This is a genomic window from Armatimonadota bacterium, from assembly GCA_016125185.1.
In the GTDB taxonomy this organism is placed as follows: Bacteria; Armatimonadota; Fimbriimonadia; order Fimbriimonadales; family Fimbriimonadaceae; genus Fimbriimonas.
This window is the reverse complement of the sequence record WGMG01000005.1, coordinates 83830-102587: the sequence shown is the minus strand read 5'-3', so window position 1 is coordinate 102587 and position 18758 is coordinate 83830. Positions and strand designations below refer to the sequence as shown.

The window sequence follows — 18758 nt, the reverse complement described above, 5'->3', positions numbered from 1 at the left end:
GGAGTCGGCCTTTTGGTGTTCGGAGTGGACATTCAGTTGAGGCTTGCTTTCAGGTCCTGTACATTTGTTCATTCGGCTGAACTATCCCGCGTGATAAGACGTCAAAGATATTGGAGGAGGCTCCTAATGGTTCGGTGAGGAATTTGGACATATTTGGCATAATCTGATAATATAGTTGGAACGTGGACAGATAATGAGGCGTATTGAAGGTTTTGCCCATAAGCTATCGAAGGGTTCGAAGTTTTCGAAGCTTCTGGCCTCTGCCCTTATGATTGTTTCGACGCTATGCGCTGAAGCAAGATTCATGATTCCCGGTAGTTCTCCAGATGGCGCCGCGATCGAAGGGCGGAATGCCCCGGATGTGGCAAAGAATCGACGCAAGCTTTTTGGGCGCAACACGAAGGCGGGTAGCCAGCCTGAAAATGCTTTGGGCGACAACGCGTTGGCAAATCCATTTTCGTCAGAATCGGCTCTGACTCAGCAGAAATTTAAGTTTAAGCAGCCAAAGGGCAATCCTGCGGAGGAACTGCCGGTTTATCCGTTGAATGTGGCGGCTCTGCCAGAGAAACTGGACGAGATCGAAGTTGATGAGGACGATCGATTCTTGTATCGAGCTACCGAATTTACCCACCCTGAGCCCGACGATGATTTTGTCGCCTATGTTCGTGCAAAAGTGCCGGATGTAGATAAAGCGATGGAAGCCTATAATAAATTTTGCTTAAGTGAGTAAAATCCCTTTCTGTGGGGATGGACGGATACGATTTCGAAGAAGAGGTCGACGTTGAGGATGGCAAAATTGGCAAGTTGTACCTTTGGGACTTAAAATGCCTCTTGTGTTTTTTTCGCAAAGACGATACTTACCAGGAATTTCGCGATCGATCGCGTACTGGCAAGCGGGCGTTGACGCTTGAGACTCTTCTCTTCTTTCTTGGAATAGTTTCTTCTCAAGAGAAAACTGCCGAAGAGTGCTTAGAGATGATTCTGAGGCTCAATTTCACGATTGTCAAGTTTAGCTACTTCGATTTTAAGCGGTCGGCCTCGCTGATCGATCGGCTCCATCGAAGAAACCTCGTCGCAAAGCCGCACGAAATCGCGAACGCTGCCGTGGCTCTGAACACGGGGATGAAAATCCTAGTCGTTGATCCAAAGGACTGTATTTACTTGTCCATGTTCGACGATGGCGATCAAGACCTTGCCTAGCGCGTTGAAAAGAATATGGCGAATGACGGCCGTTACGAGAGCATCCGAGCAACGATTAGTAAGGAGTTAGGCCGACTCGTTTCTCTTAGTAAAGAAGACCTCGAAGACTTAGCCTCTGCCTGCCTCCTTGAATACTACAAGTATTCGACTTCGGGAAATCCGGCCCATCTTCAGTTGGCCGAGCGAATCGCGTTAGAGCAGGGACTTCGGCAAGGTTGGCTTCGAAACCGCGTGAACAGTTTTTTGAGGGCTCGTTATCGTCGCAAAGAATTAGCAGACATTGTATCGATGGAAGATATTCTCAGTGACATCCCCGATCAACATGGGCTTGTCCTGCTGGGGGAGAGCGATCTTACGGTCGCAATTCAAGAAATTGTTCGGAAGCTAGACGCGAAATACCAAGATGTCTTTGAGGTCATGCTGAACTCGGCGATGACGGGTAGACCCGAAAAGTATTGGGCGGAAAAGCGTGGTTTTAAGCCGAGCCGCTTCAGCCAACTCAAGCGTGAACTGCTGAAAATCATCCGAGAGCGGCTTGCCTCGTGAGTCCAAGTCGGGTCTAAAACTCGGCGAAACGGCAAAAAACTTGGAAAACTTTCTGAAATGTTAAATTTGGCGGCGCTTCGGGTTGATATATAGAGTGTGAGGAACGATATGAAGCCTACAACAGCGACCACTACTGAAAGTCTCCAGCAGCAAGAGCTGGACTCTCAAGCACTCAAATTTAGAGAATTACCTAACGGGGTAAGTCTCTCCGGCGAAGGGGTGGAGGAAGAATTGGCTTGGCTTTGTACGGCGATCCTGGCGAAGGTCCGCCTTAATGCGACACTAACCGAAAAGGCGAATGCCTTACTGGATCGTATTCAGACGGAGCCCATATTTAGGGCAAGTTTCGAGAACAAATTGGCTTTGCTCGAAAGAGAGAATCGATTTGGATTTGCAGAGCTCGACGCCGAGGACGCAAGTGAAATTCGTCGCTTTATTTCACATCTGTGAATCGTTGTTCCCCGGCTTTGGCCGGGGAATAAATCTAAGAAACCCGATGCTTCTTTGAACATTCGGCAAAGCTCTTTCGGATGATTGCACGAAAACCTTCTTCTGGATTTTCCATCATCGCTTGGCAAGAGGCTTCGCTCTTCATGAGCACACCGAATACTTGTCGGAAGAACTCAAATTCCATGCAATGAATGACCTCATTCGAAAGCGTCCTCTGTTTGACATATTTTGCAAATTCTTCGAGTCCCTTTCGCAGCAAGGCATCGATAAGTTTTCGCTCGAACGGATCGACGGTCTCCAAGGCTTCAAAAAGAGCTTTCGAGTTTAATGTCTCACGACTAACGCCTTTAGTTCGAAATCTTTCGATGATGGCTTTGTATTTTATTATGAGGAATTCGACAAACTTCGCAAGCATTCGGGAAGTGTATCGATTCGAAACAATTATGTCAACCTTCAAAGCCCCCATTTACTAACACAATTATCAGCGCACTGCACTCAAGAAAGGAGGGTGCAGTAAGTTCCACAAAGTGGCTATGTTTTCCGTCGAATATTTGATGCAGGCATGACGATCGAAGGTCTTGGATTCAGCTTCATGCTCGGCGGACCTGGAGAAGGATGTGACGCGGTATCCGTTCCAGCCGCTCGTCGTCATTCATGCCGATAGGGGCGGTTTGCTTGCCTAAATCTTGCTTGACAAATAAGGTAGCGATTTTCGAAGTTGTTCTCGCTGTGCTTCCGGTATCGATTCAGGAAGAGTTAAGTATCGGAGAGAAGGAAGGCTAGCCAAGACAGAGAAGTTTGAGACTTGCGTATTGTATAAGTAAAGTGCAGTTAGGTTGGGCAGTCCAGCCAAGGGAGAGAGATCAAAGACTTGTGTGTTCGCCAGGCCGAGACTCGTGAGAGAGGTCAGACCCACTAATGGAGTGAGGTCCGAGATTTGTGTAGACTTCAGGTACAGTTCGCTGAGGGAAGACAAGTCCGTCAGGAGACACAAGCCACTGTTGTCCAAGTGTGAATATTCAAACGATAACTGTTCGACCTTGGCTCGATGCTCCTTCGAAATCGCTTCTCCATCCTTTAGACCTAGGCTCCGACGGATTGCCTTGTCGACAATCGCCTCCTGATATCGCCGTTCATCGATTCCTATTCCCCGGCTCTCGATCAGGAATTCGCGGGAAGCCTGTCGGAGCTCATCGTTCTCAAACCACGTCCGCCCGATAGCCCTCTTTTCGAATAGATCCAGATAGTCTCCCGCTCGAAACATCAACAATATCTCAGATATGATGGCCGCTATCGAGGGTTCCAGCTCAAGCTCAGGAGCTTCGTACCAGGTTTCGTCGATGATGGAGAGAATTTGGCGTCGTAAGTCCCCACGCACCGTCAGTGCCTTGATCTGCTCCAGTGAAAGCAGGTCTTTCAACAACCGGTTGACGGCCATGCACGCGGCGACCTCCTCCGGACTATAGTTGCCCTTCTTACCCTCGGTGTCTGGTAAAGCAGCAAAGATTTTGGTGTCGACGATGAGGTCGTTGATTCGCCGTTTGGCTTGCCGCGGGCTCGTCTCCGCACTCTTTACGAGGAGGGGAATGAGGCTTTCCGGCAACAGCCATTCGTCCTCGCTGGTGTTGATCACACTTCGAACGAACTCTTCGAATTTCGTCGGGCTCTCGGGGAGGTAAAGCGTTAGTTGCACCAGCTTTTCGAGGTACTTCTTGCCGATTTTTGGGTCGTCGTCGAGGCCGCAATCCTTTTCGTACCGCTTCTGCAGATACTTCTCGAGAATGACGTTGTCGAGGGCGAGCACAAAGACGAAGCCGGGGACCCACAGCAGGTGCTTGATGCTTTCCAAAATGAGGACGGCCTTGTCGGGATGGCATCGGTCCAGGTCGTCGATGAAGACGATGATTTGGTCATCGGGCATGTACGCCTTCTTTGCGTCGGTGAGGATTGCGCGAAGGCCGGTACCGCCCGAATCTGGCGCGGCTTTGACTTCGTCATCGAGGACCTTTTTGGCCGCGCTCGCCTGGTCCAGACTTTCTTTGGCGGTTTTCCCCACCTGCGTGACGGTATCGGCAATGCCAGGTGCCGCGATCGCCAGGGCTGGTGCGCCAAGGGCGATCGCGCCGGCTCCGATCGTCACCATCGTGAGGATTTTTTTAAGGCTGTTGAGGCGTTTATGCTTGTCGGAAGACTCGGTGGAGTCGAGCCTGCGGTCGATGGCGCGGAGGATGTCGGCGATGATGGGCTGAAGCGGGTCGGGGTGCCGCTCGTGCTCCCACGCATTGACGATGAAGGCGTGCGTGTTGGCTATCTCGGCCGCGAGGGCGCAGGCCCCTTGGAGGACGGAGGTTTTGCCGCGGCCCCACGGCGCAAACACGCCAATAGTGAAGGGCCCCTTGGTGCCGGTCGCGACTCCGGCGACGACGTGCGCCCACACGTCCATGCCTAACCCCAGACCCTCTTGCTGGCTAATGGCCTCATCGCTGATCAGTTTTATGGGGCTCACCCTGCCGTCTTCGTCGAGGAGTACTGGTTCTTCTGGCATGGCCTTAAGGGATAAATTCTATCATGGTTTTTGCGGTTTCTGCTATGTTGTTAGGGTTTGATTCTGGGTTGGCTTCGATTGGCTTCTGTCGACTTATCCTCCTTGCGGCTTTATTGCGTTCAGCTTCCCCATGACTCCTGTCTTGTGGTGTCTTTCGTGCGGAGGTGAGTTGAGCTGGACTCAGCTACCCAGTCATCGAAGCAGGCTTCGATTGTCGAAAGCTCAAGCAGGCTTGAGCACTCCCAAAGGGCTGAACTCCAGAGTGCGGAGTGGAAAGTGCAAAATGCAGAGTGGAAAGTACGGAGTGCGGAGTGGAAAGTGCGAAGTGCAGAAAGCTAAATGCTAGAGGCTTTCGGCTCTCGGCTAATCTTCCTCCCTGAAGGCGAGCTCAAACGAAGACCTCTTCTTCGTCGTCCATGCCGCAGGAGGTGTTGAGCATCCGGGTGTGGGCGCAGGCTTCTTCGCACGTGAGGTTGTCGAGGTAGGTTTCGTCGCAGTACAGGATTCGGTATTTGTTGCGGCCGTCGCGGAAGGCGTAGATGGCCGAGAAGGCGACGGCGAAGGGGCCGGACATCAGTAGCCTCGGACCTCGTGCAGATTGGCGATCGCCTCTTCGTGGGCACGGCTGGCGATTTCGATATTGACGGATCGGAGCTGGCGCGAGAGCTCGGCCCAGGTGCGGCGCTCTTGGTTATCGACCTCGTCGGCCGATTCGAATTCGTCGTCGATGGTTGGGCGGGTTGCGAGGAATTGGCGGTAGGCGGCTTTTTCGCGGCGGTCGAGGTCGGCGCGGAGGGATTCGAGCTTGTCGTCGGACAGCTTTTTGATGAGGTCGAGGCGGATCGCCTTGGCTTCCTCGATCGTGTCTACAGTCATGTTGTTACCTCTTTGTGGTGCATGCTTTTTGTGGGGCCGCCATAATGGCGGGGTCGTCCCGATGCTCGGGACTCCTCGGACTTCTGTTGGGTCGGTCTTTTACCCAGCCAGCTGGGCTGGGCTGAGTAAGAACGGGCCTTCAGCCCTGCGCTGGTCGGTGCTCGTGGGGGGGCGTGTGTGGCCATGGTTTGGTTGGCTATCTTTGGGGCTTGTGGCAATCTTCGCTGCGACCCGCTTCGGGGTCGAAAAATGAATGGTTGTCCACCCCGGGTGCAAGCACCCGGGGCTAAGGTCTGTGACCGCTTCGCGGTCATGCGACGTCCCTTCGCCAAGGAATGGTTGGTCGGCGGAGTCGGCCCTCCCCACCGGTTTGCTTCGCGCACCGACTCCACATGAATCCTGCCTTTGTGGCAGGCTCCATTGCGGACCCTCTCCGTGGAGTAGCGTGGTTATTCGGCTTGGATAAAGGTTGTCGTCTATCTTCGTCCCGACTTCGTCACCCTCCATTGCTTGGAACCTCCCGTCGCCGAGAGGCATCTGGATTGGTTGGCTTGATTTCGATTTCGGACTAGCCACGCTACTCCCTGGGGGGAGTCGCTGAACGTAGTGAAGCGGTGGGGAGGATTCATTGTTGGGCAAGAGTTGGATTTTCGGATCTCTTCTCATGGGGCAAAGTGGTTTGGGTGTTGGCGAATGATGTGTCGGCTCCGTTGAAAGTGAGGCTGTCACCTATCCCCCGTCTCGATGGCGCTCTGCTCCTCGCTGCGACCCGCTTCGGGGTCGAAAAATGAATGGTTGTCCGCCCCGGGTGCTTGCACCCGGGGCTAAGGTCTGTGACCGCTTCGCGGTCATGCGACGTCCCTGCGCCAAGGAATATCCCGAGTTGGTTGGCTTGATTTCGATTTCGGACTAGCCACGCTACTCCACATGAATCCTGCCTTTGTGGCAGGCTCCATTGCGGACCCTCCCCGTGGAGTAGCGCGGTTATTCGGAATTCAGGGTTGATGCGGTGCATTACGGCAGCCTTTGATTCTGATGACGACCTTAAGATGCCCCTTGAGGAAGGGGCCGGTGAAATCCGAGGTGCGAGGATTGAACCGGGGGATAGATGACGGCTTCGTCTTTGGGCCAAGCGCTTACCAGTGCCACGACTTAGATTTGGTGGGCAGGATGCCCACCCTCCCAGTGGGCTGAACTCCTTTGATCGTTATTGACAGCGGATTTTCCCCTCCCGTCTCCTGACACAAGTCAGGAGACACCCTCCCCAGATTTCCTTCGGAGAATCTGGAGAGGGAATCACGATCCCAGTTATCGAAGCAGGCTTCGATTGTCGAAAGCTCAAGCAGGCTTGAGCACTCCCAAAGGGGCTGAACTCTTTTGGGCGTCCCAGAATCCTCCCCACCGTTTCGCTCTGCTCAACGACTCCACATGAATCCTCCCCACGGCTTCACTGCGGCCCCTCCCGCTTTCGCTTCGCAAGAAATCGGAGAGGGAAATCGCGCTCTCAGCTGGCCGACTAACTCTAAGATGCCCCTTAGCAAAGGGGCCGGTGAATGAAATGAACCGGGGGATAGATGACGGCTTCGTCTTTGGGCCAAGCGCTTACCAGTGCCACGACTTAGATTTGGTGGGCGGTCCCGATTCGCTTCGCTCATTTCCCTCGCCATGCTCGGCGGGAACTTCGTGACGCTCACCGCTCCCATTGAGCCGACCTCCTTTGATCGTTATTGACAGCGGATTTTCCCCTCCCGTCTCCTGACACGAGTCAGGAGACACCCTCCCCAGATTTCCTTCGGAGAATCTGGAGAGGGAATCACGATCCCAGTTATCGAAGCAGGCTTCGATTGTCGAAAGCTCAAGCAGGCTTGAGCACTCCCAAAGGGGCTGAACTCCAGAGTGCACAGTGCACAGTGCAGAGCCCTTGCCCTAGCAAAGCGCGCCCTAGCGAAGCGAGCCCTTTGCCCTTTTCATCATGAAACCACTCATTTTCGACGGTTACCGCGGCGACCACGTGCGCTCTTTTTGGGACATGAAGCGGGCGGGCATCCAGCTTGCCATCTTCAAGGCCTCGCAGGGGCTGGGTTACATCGACCGCCTGTTCGCTCCGATTCAGGGGATGGACGCTTATCCCGATCGGGCGGCGAGCACCGGAATGCGGGTCGGCGGATACCATTTTGGCGGTGCCGGGAGCGGCGTAATCCAGGCCAAAAACTACCTGGCTTTGCTAAAGCCGGGTTGGCTGATGGTGCTGGACATCGAACGGTATCCGAAGTCGCAGATGACGGTGGCGCAGGCCGAAGATTTCGTGCGAACCGTGCTGGCGCAGACCGGGCGGACGCCGGTTTTGTACTACGGCGAATGGCTGTTGGAGATGGAGGATAAATGCCTGATCGGGCCGAGTTCGCCGCTGCGAAAATGCCCGGCGTGGGTGTCGCGTTATGGCGACCAAGAGCCGCGCGTGATCCGCGGCCACGACCTGAATATGTGGCAGTACACGGGCGACGGCGAGGGTCTGGAGCCGCATCGGATTTCGGGGTGCGACAACGACGCCGACCTCTCGGTTTGGGTGGGCGACCCGGCCGATATTCCGCTGTTTGTGGATAAGCACAGTTTTCCGGGGGTTAACCATGCCTAATCCGCCGGAGCATCAGCCGTCATACGACTTTTTCAACTCCATTTGGGCGTGGGTTTCGGCGCTGGTGGCGGGCATTTTCCATGTCGGCGTCACGTCGCAGAAGTTTCGCCAGGTGGAGGAAAAGGTGGACCGGCTCGAATCGGTTCACGAGGACATCGCCGTGATCAAATCCGATCTCGGCTGGATCAAGGAAAAGCTCAAGTGAATTGGAAAATCCTCGGCGTCGGCGCGCTGGGCGGTGCGCTCACCGCGGCCCGCGTCGACTACTCGTCGTTCAAGACGTGGAAGTCCTTCAAGGACGCCTACGCCTATGATTGGGGCCTGGCCTCGTGGCGATGGTTCCAGGGCGCGGTGATCGGCGCCGTGACCGCCGGAGGGCTCACTCAACTGTTATGAAGCGAATTTTGATGATCGTGATGGCGGTCTTGGCGACCGCGTCGACGTTTGCGAAAGGCGGGCTCGACCTTGCTTTTCGACCGGTTTCGGTTCAGCCGGTGTTGCCGCAGACCTACAATTTTGAGGCGATTTATGACCGGGAGACTCGCTCGGCCGCGGTCGGGGTGTCGGCGTTTTGGAAGACGTTTTCGGGCGTCGGGCCGAAGAAGCGCTCGATCGATGTGTTCTGGTTTGGCGGGGTGGATAAGGCCGGCGTTCCGGTCGGGGCGTTCACGGGCAAGATTCCGGTGACGGTGGCGGACCAGTTGACGTTTTACGTGTCTCCGGCGTTTGAGATCAAGCAGGGTCACAAGGGCGGATTGACGCTGTTCGCGGGTTTTACGCTGAAGTAGGGGTTGTGGGTTTGGTCGCCTATCCCCCGGTTCGCTAGCTCACCGACCCCTTCTACAAGGGGTATCTGGGTTGGTCCGTTGACGGAGTCCGCCTACCCCATCGTGAAGTAGCGTGGTTAGTCGGAAGTCGAGGGTGGGTCGGTTTTCATTTTGACGACAACTCTAAGATGCCCCTTAGGAAAGGGGCCGGTGAAATCCGAGGTATGAGGATTGAACCGGGGGATAGATGATAGCTTCGTCTTTGGGGCAAGCGCTTGCCAGTGCTACGACTAGCTTTGGTTTCTTGGTGGGCAAGATGCCCACCTTCCCAGTGGGCTGACCTCCTTTGATCGGTATTGACAGCGGATTTTCCCCTCCCGTCTCCTGACACGAGTCAGGAGACACCCTCCCCGACTTTCACTTCGCGAGAAGTCGGAGAGGGAATTCGCGATCCCAGTCATCGAAGCAGGCTTCGATTGTCTAAAGCTCAAGCAGGCTTGAGCACTCCCAAAGAGAGAGCAGAGTGCAGAGTGCAAAGCCCTCGCCCTAGCATGGCGAGCCCTTTGCCTTCTTAACTCAATAAGCAGAAGGCAGAAAGCAGAAGGCCCCCGCAACGCGAGCCCATCCAATCTAGTGCGATGAGTGATTATGAGTCGTGGCTAGCGACCAACTTTCCGCGAATCGTGAGCTACCCGATGTCGGCCAGGCATCACCGATTGTGGGAATGGTTCGACAGCCTCAAGTTGGGTGCGTACCAGCCGGCGCAGGTCGAGCCGTGGCCGCGGGGCGGGGCAAAGTCGACCACCAGCGAGCTCGGCATCGTCTACATCGGTTGCAAGGCCGAGTTGCCGCGGCGCTTTGTCCTCTATGTCAGCGAGACGCAGGACCAGGCGGACAAGCATGTCGCCGCGATCGCCACGCTGTTCGAGGCCATTGGCCAGCAGCGCTCGCTTTCGATCTACGGACACTCGAAGGGTTGGAAGCGAAACCAGCTTCGGACGGCGGCGGGCTTCAACGTCGAGAGTCTAGGGCTCGACACTGCGGCGCGCGGTATCAAGCTCGACGAGTTTCGGCCCGACCTCATCATTTTCGACGACATCGACAACCAGGAAGACAACGCGCGGACGACGCGGAAAAAGATTCGAGCGATCACGACTTCGATCATCCCGGCGGGCTCTCGAGACTGCTGCATCTTGTTCCTCCAGAACCTGATCATCGAGAACGGGATCATGTCCCAACTCGTCGATGGCCGAGCCGACTTTCTGCTCGATCGAATCGTGGGTCAGCCGGAACCGGCGGTGCGCAACCTGGTGGTCGAGACCTTCGAGCGCGAGGACGGGCGAAACGTCCACCGGATCGTCAGCGGCGAGCCGACCTGGGCGGGCCAAGACCTGCAGTCGTGCGAAGAGCTGATCAATAAGATCGGGCTTCGGGCGTTTCTGCGCGAGTCTCAGCACGAGGTCGCGGGGGCGGACGGCGTCTTCTTCAAGCCGTCACAGTTGGTGACGGTCGACGAATTCGGGTTACCGACCTTCGAAGAAATCGTCGTGGCGTTCGACATCGGCGCGACGGAGGGCGGCGGCGACTACACGGTCGGGGTGGCCATCGGCCGGGAACGAAACGGCGTCGTGACGGTCCTCGATCTCATCCGAGGTCAGTGGGGATCGGACAATTACGACCCGCGAATTATCCAATTTTGCCTCGCGGTGAGGGATCATCCGGGGTTTCGGACAAACCGTCTGCGAATCCGGATTCCTCAGGACCCGGGTGCGGCGGGAAAGCTGTGGGCCGACGACATGGTCAAGCGAATCCGTGTGAACGGATTGACCGATGTCGAAGCCTATCAGTTGACCAAAAAGAAATCGGTCCGCGCCAGAACGTGGCAACGACTGATGAACGAGGGCAACGCCCGAATGGTGAAAGGAGCCTGGAATGCCCCATTTCGAGACGAACACCAAGACTTCCGCGAAGACGAAAGCCATCGCCACGACGACCAAGTCGATGCGGCCAGCGACGCCATTAATACCATGATCTTCCCCAATAGTTGGATGGACGACGCCAACCTGCTCGATAGATTGACCAAAAAGGGGTAGTTGGTCAATTTGATTGCCATATAAGCAATGGAGTGCTCTCTTGTTGTTGCTGATCATGTCAAAAGGTTGCTGAAGGCCGGGAATAGGTGAAATGAGTCCTGTTTCGGCTGCGTTCGGCAGACTTGGCCATTTCTAGGACGGCAAAGCTCGGGCCTCGCCCCTACGCAGCTAAGGGTGTTCTGAGATAGTTAGTTCGGTAGCGAAGGAAAGATGGGACACGAAGAAAGATCTCAGTGATATAATTGCCTAGTGAGTGGACTTGTTCAACCAGCGGTATTTGCCGTCTACACCTTTACGGCCGGGCCCGCACATAGGAAAGACGACGAATTATCAACGGTCAATGGGAAGGACTTCTTTGTCACGCTTTCCGATATTCTTCGAAGCAGTATTGGGTCGGTGGCTGGAGATCGAACGTTTACGGATCTAGTTGAAGTAGCTACTATTCCCAACGATAGATATATCTACGGGTTCATTGAGCATGGTTTTCACGGGGAACGTCGGCGTGTGGTTAATATCGATAGCCACGCTAACAACAAGAACATTGAGAGGAATGAGTCAGCGCTAGATTCTTACTTCTTTAGTTTCTATATTCCAAAGAAGGGCACGCAGGGGGCAATGATGCTCCAGCAACGTGGGATCGTCTGCAATACAAGTTTCATTCTAGGAAGAGTTAAAAAGCCATTGCTTAAGGATGGTTTGATATTCAGGCCGTTGCGAGTTGCCCCACTTGATCTACCCGATAAAATTAAGCAATCTAACCTTAAAAAGATAACCTTCACAAAGCGAATTCGCGACGGTTTTGGTTTTGGGAATCTTGCTGAACTTGGAAGCATGAAAGAGATTTCAAGGATTACGGTTAGTGTCGAGCCACATGCTAAGGGTACGCTCAATAGCTTTCTAGGGATGTTAAAGAGTAAGAAAGAAGGAGTGTCTTTTTCATCTGTTTCGGAATTTGTGCCGGATACAGCTAGGTTCACAATGGACATGAATGGTAAGCAAGTGACCGTGCTGAGTGACATTGAAGCGGTTGGAAAACCAACATTTGAGGGCCAGATAGAGATGGACGACAACGGCTTCAAACTGCAATCGTTGCTCGATTATGCGAAGACGATCTCTGAAGCTACCTTGAGTTTATGAAAGCACTTCGATTTCTGGATAATGTCATCTTGCGTCTGCTAAGAGATCAGTACCGTTCCATGGAGCTGTACGTGACATTCACGGCGCATTTCATGCCACTTGTTGCGCTGGCACCACTTTTATGGGGCTTCAATCTGTCTGAAACCCAGATATCGACAATCATTACGGCCGTCTCAATTTACTCTGCCCTTATGCTTGGAATGCTCGTACCTGCTAGTGATCAGGAACGCAGGATTAGAGATGAAATTACGAGACTAACTCAAAATGGTACCGAGACTACCGATGCGAAAGTTGAGATACGGTACCTCACGGATCAAAAGAAATCTTCTCACGGGAACCTAGTTTGTATTTGTTTCTGTATTCTCGTATCTCTTTTTGACGTTGCATTGTGGGTTGGCTGCCTGTGCATGGTGCCTAAGCAGCCGAGTATGGGTACAGTTGCCTCACCTCCAACAGCTGCCTTTCGCATAATGGAATGCTTGTCAATCTACTTCTTTGTATTTCTGCTAATAATGCTCCTGTTTATCGTAAGGTCTGTGTACGAATCACTAAAGAATGAAAATTCTTGAATAGGTTGACAAGGCGCCCGATGATTAACTAGCTATTTTGCTGGCCGGTTAACCCGAATCAAAATTTAGTTTTAGTCTAGCTTAGATCGCTCGTCACCCCGCTAAAGATGTCTTCTATTTAGGCAATGGCCTGAATGGCTGGAGCATCAAGGAACACGATTACAGCGCACCTGAGCGAAGGTAAGGCCTGTCACTGTGTACCGATTGTAGGAAGGCGCGAATATCAGAGACCATGTCCGCGTTTCCGAGGAGAGGGTTGAAGCTCTTCTGTAACTCAAACTTACCCACCATCCAAAAAGCCATGAAAATGCCCCTTGTTTCCCGACGATACCTAGAAGAACAGGAGAGACTTCGACGGGCCGATGTTGGCCGAATCGAGGCTCTCGAAGCGACCAATGGGCAGATCAATGGCCAGCTTCAGGGAATGTACGATCTCGTCCAAAAGCTGACCGATCAGCCGCAGGCCTACCGATGGGACAATATGTGGACGTGGGCGACGCCCCACTCCACCAAGCGACGCCCGATGGCGGTCGCGTCCCTGGAACTCTTGAGAAATTTTGCCGATCGGTACGACGTTTTGCGCTCGTGCATCAACCATCTGAAGCGGGAGGCGGCGGCGGTTCCGTTCGAGGTGATTCCGAAAGACGTGAATGACCACAGCGCGGAAACCCGAAACCGATGCGCGGAGGCGGCGGCATTTTTTGGCCGTCACGGCGGACTCGGCGGGTTTGGAAAACGCCCGCGGCACTTTCAAAACGAGATTTTCGAAGACGCCTTGGTCATCGGCAACTACGCGGTTTACATCGAGTTCACCCGCGGCGGCACGCCGTACACGACGTTGGCGATCGACGCGGCGACGATTCGTCCCAAGGTCAACAGCTACGGGTGGCAGGATTCGGATAACGCCTTCGAACAGCAAGTGATGGGCGTTCCGGTGCGGACCTTCAGCGCGAAGGAACTGCTGTGGGACGGCTTGTGGCCGGTCACCAACTCGCCTTATTTCAAGTCGCCGGTCGAATACCTGCTGAGTGTGGTGATGTCGGCGCTGAAGGCGGACGAGTGGAACCGCTCTTGGCTGACGGAGGGCAACCATCCGAACATGCTGATCGGCGCGCCGGAGACGTGGACACCGGAGCAAATCGAGCGGTACCAAGCCTATTTCGATTCGATTTTGGCGGGGAACACACAGGAGCGTCAGAAGGCTCGAATCGTGCCGAGCGGCACTTCGAAGCTGCTGGATCAGTCGCGTAAGGACGCCGATTTTCAGGAATTCGAGCGGTGGCTGATGGCCAGGACGTGCTCGATGATGGGGGTTCATCCGGCGTCGATTGGGTACGCCAGCGAGCAGTACAAGTATTCGCAGGAAGCGATGATGGACGCCACGTCGATGTTCGGCGTCGGCTCGATTTTGGCTCTGCGGAAGGAGCTGTTCGACGACCTTTTGGAGATGCTCGGGTTTGCCGACTTGGAAATGGCGAACCGGCCAAACATGGAGGAGCGGGCGGACGCCAAGGCGGAGCGCCTGACCAAGGAATGCGGCGGGCCGTATAAGACCATCAACGAGGCGCGAAGCGAAATCGGCCTGCTTCCGATGGAGGATGGCGACGAACTGCGCGAGGCACCCGGAGGTGCGTCGCCCTCGTCCGATCCGTTCGAGTTTGAAGACGACCAGGACGATTCTCGGCGGCTGGAAGACCTTCGCAAGTGGCAAGCGAAGGCGATTGCGAGGCTGAAGGGCGACCGTCCGGCGCAGTGCGAATTTCAATCCCTCTTCATCGAGGAATCCGAAAATGCCGCCATCTTTGAATCGCTCGGGAGGTGCGCTACGACTGACGAAGTCGTGGCGGTCTTTCGCGGCTACGAAGATCAGCTAAGGGGGCCCGATGGCCGCTGGATTCCGATGGGGCCGGTGGTCCAGTTCATCGAGGACTCGGCGAAGCACAAGAACACGACCAAGTATCTGCAGGTGACCACGATTGGGAGGCTCGCGGCGAAGCGCATCGAGGCTCAATCGGGGGTCAATTTGCTCGGCTGGAAGGTCTCTCTCAGCGCCGACGACATTCGGCACTCGCTGAAGAGGCACGGCCCGAACTCGATAATGGCCAAGAACGGCCAGGTGCCGATTAGTCAGTCGACGTTCATCGACGCGATTCGGGCGATCAATCACCCGGACGATTCGAGGATGGAGCCGGGGGAGAAAGAAGGGGCGCCGAACTTGCTGCACATCCACAAAAAGCTGTCGGCGAAGGAGTTGGTGTCGGTGAGTGTGACGAGCATCGGCCGACGGTCGGTTGCGATCAAAACGATCTATATGAGATAGCTGTCCAGCCCGCCTCGTGCTGAGAAAATCTCCCCTTGGGCATACGTCCGAAACGACTGACCGGCCCAGCTATCTTGGTTCAATTATACGATATTTTGAGTCTGGGGGGCTGGGTCCTCCCCGTTATCGAAGCAGGCTTCGATGACGGCCGAACTCCTTTGACCATCGACGAATCCTCCCCACCGCTTCGCCATGTCTTGGCTCAGCGACTCCCCCTAGGGAGTAGCATGGCTATTCGGAAATCGGGGGTGGGGTGATGAACATTTCAGCTTTCAAAATTGGGACCTTTACAAAATGGCGAATTGGTATGAACTCAATTCGAGCCTAGTAACTACGCTGCTCCCTAGGGAGGGTCCGCAATGGAGCCTGCCACAAAGGCAGGATTCATGTGGAGTCGGTGCGCGAAGCAAACCGGAGGGGAGGAGGCTGAACACATGTCCTCCTCGTCAGCGAAGCAGGCTTCGATTGTCGAAAGCTCAAGCAGGCTTGAGCACTCCCAAAGGGGCAGACCTCCTTTGATGGGTAGAAACAGCGGATTTTCCCCTCCCGTCTCCTGACACAAGTCAGGAGACACCCTCCCCGACTTTCACTTCGCGAGAAGTCGGAGAGGGAAATCGCGATCCCCTTTCATCGAAGCAGGCTTCGATTGCTGAAAGCTCAAGCAGGCTTGAGCACTCCCAAAGGGGCTGACCTCCTTTGATCATCGACGAATCCTCCCCACGGCTTCACTGCGTTCAGCCACTCCACATGCAACACAACAATTTGAACCTCAACAATAGGAAAACCATGAAAACGAAAGTCAACCCGCTGTACCTGTATTGCCCGATCGAGCGGGTAGACGACGACAAGCGAGAAATCACGGCCTATGCGTTCACGCAAGAAGTGGTCGACGGCGAGGGTGGTAAGCGCCTGAAGCGGTCGGCGATGGAAGCGGCAACGCCCGACTACATGCTGTGGGCGAACGTCCGCCGCATGCACCAGCCCGACGCCGTTGCGGTGGCGACGAGCGTGGATTGGGACCAAAAGGGCGCTCTGATGGTGGTGCGAGTCGAGGACGACGACGCCTGGAGCAAGGTGAAGGCCGGTGTCTACAAGGGACTAAGCGTAGGGGTTCGCCCGACGATGATGCGCGGCAAGGACGTGGAGTCTTGCGTATGGTTCGAGACGTCGCTCGTGGACCGGCCCAAGGATCCCGGCACCAAGTTTTTGGCCCTGCGGGCCGACGGCGTCGAGGATGAAGACTGCGAGATCGAGGAGGACGACGGAGCCGAATTGGTTCGCGGCGCCTTTGCCGATTACGTTCAGGAATACGAGGGCTCGCGCCTGCAATCTTTCGCCATTGACGCCCTGCAGTCGGTTCTTTGGGACATCCAAAACAGCCAGGCGGCCAAGAAGAGCCAACTGGTCCAGGAGGCATGTTCGGAGCTGGCCAACTATCTTTGTCCGATCATCGACCGGGGCGAGTTCTCGGACCCGCACATGGCGCGGCTCGACGACAAGGACCAAACGATTTCCCGTCTGACGCAAGAGGCGGGAGAAATAGCCGAGACGATCGAGCGAGTAGAAGGCGAGAACGCCGTTCTAAGGGCTGAGGTCGAAAAGCTGAAGCAGACTCCACCGCAAAAGCCGGTCTTTCGGGGCGGTTTTGTGGCTGTGGATAAGCAGTTCGCCAGCCAATTTCGGTCGGACCACGAGGCAGTCTTTGAGGAAAAAGAGAAGGAGCTGCAGCGACTTCGCACCGCTCCGCTCGAGGCCGACGACCCGGAAGGCATGCGGCGATCGAAAGAAATCTCAACGCTCAAGCTGGAACTCCAGCGACTCTAAAGCACTATGTTAACTCTTCCACATACGGGCCTTATGGACCCGTCCCAAATCGGTTTTGGGATGGGATTTGGTGGAAACTTGCCCGTCTCCACATCTCTGATGTCTCGGTTCGAGGGTGTCAACCCCGATCTCCAAAAGAACGTCGACGCATTCCTGCGCGGCGATTTTGCCGGAGACACGAACCAACTGATGCTCTCCTTTTCGAAGGCGCTCGGCGACCTTCAGCGCGGTATCACCGTCGGCACCAGTTCGCTTCCGATTCGAGAAAACCTCGAGGCCGAAGCGAAGGTCCTGGTTCCGGTTGAAACTCCGTTCCGAAATCGACTTCCGCGAGTGCCCGGCGCGGGTACGGCGGCCTCGTGGCGCGTGGTCACTTCGCTTGGCGGCGGTTGGGGAAGCTCCTACGACCAGCCCGGTGGCGGCAGCGCGGCGCAGATGTTCTTTGCCGAGACCGGCGCTCCGGCCAACGAAACCACGGCCTACGCCTCTCGGTCGGCTTCTTACAAGCTGGCGGGTGAGATTCGGTCGGTGACCGGCCTCGCTCAGGCGGCAGGCATGACCTTCCAGGACAACTTTGCCACCGAGCGAACCAACGGCATCCGAAACATGATGCTGAAGGAAGAATTCGCGCTGATCAACGGCGACTCGACGGCCACGGCCGTCCCGTTCGGCGACGGCACCAACGCCTACGCCTACGACGGCGTGATCAACCTGATCGCGACCGCCAACGGAACGCCGAGCGCGAACATCCAGACCTCGGTCGGAGCTTTGACGCTTGCTCACATCGACGCGCAGTTGACGCGGCAGTGGAAGCAGGGCGCGAAGGGCATGTACATGCTCCTCAACGCGCAGGAAGTCCAGAGCATCAAGAACCTGGCGATGGCGTCGACCTCGGTCCACCGCGTGATCCTCAGCGATCAGGGTAGCGCCACGGTCGGCATTCGGGTTCAGGGCTACACCCATCCGATCACGGGCGAAATCGTTCCGATCTTCGCTTCGCGATTTGTGCCGGCGGGAACCATGCTGTTCCTGGCCGACAGCGGCCCCCAGTACGACCCGGTTCTTCAGGTCGACGTTTTGCCGACGGTTCAACTGCCGGAGTACTCGATGAACGACCCGATCCAGGGTTACGTCGCGCAGGAGATCATGCCGACGGCCGCGTCGCCGCTCGTGTACGGCTTCATCATCTTCGTGATGAGCGTTCTGAAGCTGAAGATCGCGACCTGCGTGTGCAAATCGACGGGAGTAACCGCCGTCTAAGACCATCCCTCCTTCGGGAGGGAAACCCAAAAGCTATGGAACAAGATCAATTTTTTCACGACGTCGAAACGTCCGAATCGAAGCGCCAGTTTGAAGAGGGGCTGCGGAAGTTTAAGGGCGACGGCCAGCCTTTCGTCCGCATTCCGGGCGTGCAAAAGGTCAATCGCGTTTTTGTGGGCACCCAAGAGGTTCCCGAATTTCGGCACGACACCGTGCTGACCGACCCCGGCGGCACCCAGACCTCGGTGACCGAGATTCCCCTGTGGAAATATGCCATCGGGTCGGACGGCGTCCCGATCCTTCTGCGATCGAAGGTCTCGCACGACGGCATTTGGCAGGACGGCGCCGACATCTATATCGATGGCGACTTCGACGACGCTTCGCCCGTGACATCGGGTCAGCGCGCGGCGGCCACACGAGCCGTGACGGCAGCCGAGAAGGCCCTGGCGGACGCCAAGACCGACGCCGAGCGGGCAAGCGCCCAGCTTGCGCTGGACCAAGCCAAAGCGGCCAAGGGAGCCTTAGGCTAAGACGAC

At 55.6% G+C, this 18758-nt stretch carries 18 protein-coding genes; 14 read left to right on the top strand and 4 right to left on the bottom strand.

The window, feature by feature from the left end; genetic code table 11:
- Positions 1 to 193 precede the first annotated feature (193 nt).
- The 4 genes from GC165_07555 (at position 194) to GC165_07540 (ending at position 2196) form a co-directional block, all read left to right on the top strand.
- Complete coding sequence (locus GC165_07555; GenBank protein ID MBI1332721.1) at positions 194 to 730, top strand: hypothetical protein; 537 nt, start codon at positions 194 to 196, stop codon at positions 728 to 730.
- A 245-nt stretch (positions 731 to 975) separates the two neighbouring features.
- Positions 976 to 1200, top strand: coding sequence for a hypothetical protein (locus tag GC165_07550; GenBank protein ID MBI1332720.1), 225 nt, complete (start codon positions 976 to 978; stop codon positions 1198 to 1200).
- A 15-nt stretch (positions 1201 to 1215) separates the two neighbouring features.
- Positions 1216 to 1746, top strand: a complete 531-nt coding sequence (locus GC165_07545; protein MBI1332719.1) for a hypothetical protein — start codon at positions 1216 to 1218, stop codon at positions 1744 to 1746.
- Positions 1747 to 1854: 108 nt separating this feature from the next.
- Positions 1855 to 2196 (top strand): hypothetical protein, encoded by a 342-nt coding sequence (locus GC165_07540; protein MBI1332718.1) that lies wholly within the window; start codon positions 1855 to 1857, stop codon positions 2194 to 2196.
- A gap of 34 nt (positions 2197 to 2230) precedes the next feature.
- Here GC165_07540 and GC165_07535 read toward each other — a convergent pair whose 3' ends face one another.
- The 4 genes from GC165_07535 to GC165_07520 all read right to left on the bottom strand — a co-directional run bounded on the left by GC165_07535 (position 2231) and on the right by GC165_07520 (position 5617).
- Positions 2231 to 2611 (bottom strand): hypothetical protein, encoded by a 381-nt coding sequence (locus GC165_07535; protein ID MBI1332717.1) that lies wholly within the window; start codon positions 2609 to 2611, stop codon positions 2231 to 2233.
- A 264-nt stretch (positions 2612 to 2875) separates the two neighbouring features.
- Positions 2876 to 4741: a hypothetical protein gene (locus GC165_07530; GenBank protein MBI1332716.1), complete on the bottom strand. Its 1866-nt coding sequence runs from the start codon at positions 4739 to 4741 to the stop codon at positions 2876 to 2878.
- A gap of 388 nt (positions 4742 to 5129) precedes the next feature.
- Complete coding sequence (locus GC165_07525) at positions 5130 to 5315, bottom strand: hypothetical protein (protein ID MBI1332715.1); 186 nt, start codon at positions 5313 to 5315, stop codon at positions 5130 to 5132.
- Positions 5315 to 5617: a hypothetical protein gene (locus GC165_07520; protein MBI1332714.1), complete on the bottom strand. Its 303-nt coding sequence runs from the start codon at positions 5615 to 5617 to the stop codon at positions 5315 to 5317. The genes GC165_07525 and GC165_07520 overlap by 1 nt, the downstream gene beginning before the upstream one ends.
- Positions 5618 to 7589: 1972 nt before the next feature.
- On the opposite strand from GC165_07520, the gene GC165_07515 reads away from it, so the two are divergent.
- The 10 genes from GC165_07515 to GC165_07470 all read left to right on the top strand — a co-directional run bounded on the left by GC165_07515 (position 7590) and on the right by GC165_07470 (position 18752).
- The gene (locus tag GC165_07515) at positions 7590 to 8252 is read left to right on the top strand and encodes a hypothetical protein (GenBank protein ID MBI1332713.1); all 663 of its coding nucleotides are present in this window, start codon (positions 7590 to 7592) and stop codon (positions 8250 to 8252) included.
- Positions 8245 to 8457, top strand: coding sequence for a hypothetical protein (locus tag GC165_07510; protein MBI1332712.1), 213 nt, complete (start codon positions 8245 to 8247; stop codon positions 8455 to 8457). The genes GC165_07515 and GC165_07510 overlap by 8 nt, the downstream gene beginning before the upstream one ends.
- On the top strand, positions 8454 to 8648 hold the full coding sequence (locus GC165_07505) for a hypothetical protein (protein ID MBI1332711.1): 195 nt from the start codon (positions 8454 to 8456) through the stop codon (positions 8646 to 8648). Before GC165_07510 ends, GC165_07505 begins: the two co-directional genes overlap by 4 nt.
- Entirely contained in the window at positions 8645 to 9040 is a 396-nt protein-coding gene (locus GC165_07500; protein ID MBI1332710.1) for a hypothetical protein, read from the top strand. The genes GC165_07505 and GC165_07500 overlap by 4 nt, the downstream gene beginning before the upstream one ends.
- A 617-nt stretch (positions 9041 to 9657) precedes the next feature.
- Positions 9658 to 11112 carry a phage terminase large subunit gene (gene terL, locus GC165_07495; GenBank protein MBI1332709.1) on the top strand — a complete coding sequence of 485 codons (1455 nt, stop codon included), beginning with the start codon at positions 9658 to 9660 and terminating at the stop codon, positions 11110 to 11112.
- A gap of 249 nt (positions 11113 to 11361) precedes the next feature.
- Positions 11362 to 12249, top strand: coding sequence for a hypothetical protein (locus GC165_07490; GenBank protein MBI1332708.1), 888 nt, complete (start codon positions 11362 to 11364; stop codon positions 12247 to 12249).
- A gap of 801 nt (positions 12250 to 13050) precedes the next feature.
- Positions 13051 to 15138 (top strand): phage portal protein, encoded by a 2088-nt coding sequence (locus GC165_07485; protein MBI1332707.1) that lies wholly within the window; start codon positions 13051 to 13053, stop codon positions 15136 to 15138.
- A gap of 747 nt (positions 15139 to 15885) precedes the next feature.
- Positions 15886 to 16962: a hypothetical protein gene (locus GC165_07480; GenBank protein ID MBI1332706.1), complete on the top strand. Its 1077-nt coding sequence runs from the start codon at positions 15886 to 15888 to the stop codon at positions 16960 to 16962.
- A 33-nt stretch (positions 16963 to 16995) separates the two neighbouring features.
- Entirely contained in the window at positions 16996 to 18222 is a 1227-nt protein-coding gene (locus GC165_07475) for a hypothetical protein (GenBank protein ID MBI1332705.1), read from the top strand.
- Between the two features lie 35 nt (positions 18223 to 18257).
- Complete coding sequence (locus tag GC165_07470; GenBank protein MBI1332704.1) at positions 18258 to 18752, top strand: hypothetical protein; 495 nt, start codon at positions 18258 to 18260, stop codon at positions 18750 to 18752.
- Positions 18753 to 18758 lie beyond the last annotated feature (6 nt).

Coding starts and splice junctions, on each gene's coding strand:
- GC165_07555 (MBI1332721.1), top strand. CDS start 194: ATGAGGCGTATTGAAGGTTTTGCCCATAAGCTATCGAAGGGTTCGAAG.
- GC165_07550 (MBI1332720.1), top strand. CDS start 976: ATGATTCTGAGGCTCAATTTCACGATTGTCAAGTTTAGCTACTTCGAT.
- GC165_07545 (MBI1332719.1), top strand. CDS start 1,216: ATGGCGAATGACGGCCGTTACGAGAGCATCCGAGCAACGATTAGTAAG.
- GC165_07540 (MBI1332718.1), top strand. CDS start 1,855: ATGAAGCCTACAACAGCGACCACTACTGAAAGTCTCCAGCAGCAAGAG.
- GC165_07535 (MBI1332717.1), bottom strand. CDS start 2,611: ATGCTTGCGAAGTTTGTCGAATTCCTCATAATAAAATACAAAGCCATC.
- GC165_07530 (MBI1332716.1), bottom strand. CDS start 4,741: ATGCCAGAAGAACCAGTACTCCTCGACGAAGACGGCAGGGTGAGCCCC.
- GC165_07525 (MBI1332715.1), bottom strand. CDS start 5,315: ATGTCCGGCCCCTTCGCCGTCGCCTTCTCGGCCATCTACGCCTTCCGC.
- GC165_07520 (MBI1332714.1), bottom strand. CDS start 5,617: ATGACTGTAGACACGATCGAGGAAGCCAAGGCGATCCGCCTCGACCTC.
- GC165_07515 (MBI1332713.1), top strand. CDS start 7,590: ATGAAACCACTCATTTTCGACGGTTACCGCGGCGACCACGTGCGCTCT.
- GC165_07510 (MBI1332712.1), top strand. CDS start 8,245: ATGCCTAATCCGCCGGAGCATCAGCCGTCATACGACTTTTTCAACTCC.
- GC165_07500 (MBI1332710.1), top strand. CDS start 8,645: ATGAAGCGAATTTTGATGATCGTGATGGCGGTCTTGGCGACCGCGTCG.
- terL (MBI1332709.1), top strand. CDS start 9,658: ATGAGTGATTATGAGTCGTGGCTAGCGACCAACTTTCCGCGAATCGTG.
- GC165_07485 (MBI1332707.1), top strand. CDS start 13,051: ATGTCCGCGTTTCCGAGGAGAGGGTTGAAGCTCTTCTGTAACTCAAAC.
- GC165_07480 (MBI1332706.1), top strand. CDS start 15,886: ATGCAACACAACAATTTGAACCTCAACAATAGGAAAACCATGAAAACG.
- GC165_07475 (MBI1332705.1), top strand. CDS start 16,996: ATGGACCCGTCCCAAATCGGTTTTGGGATGGGATTTGGTGGAAACTTG.
- GC165_07470 (MBI1332704.1), top strand. CDS start 18,258: ATGGAACAAGATCAATTTTTTCACGACGTCGAAACGTCCGAATCGAAG.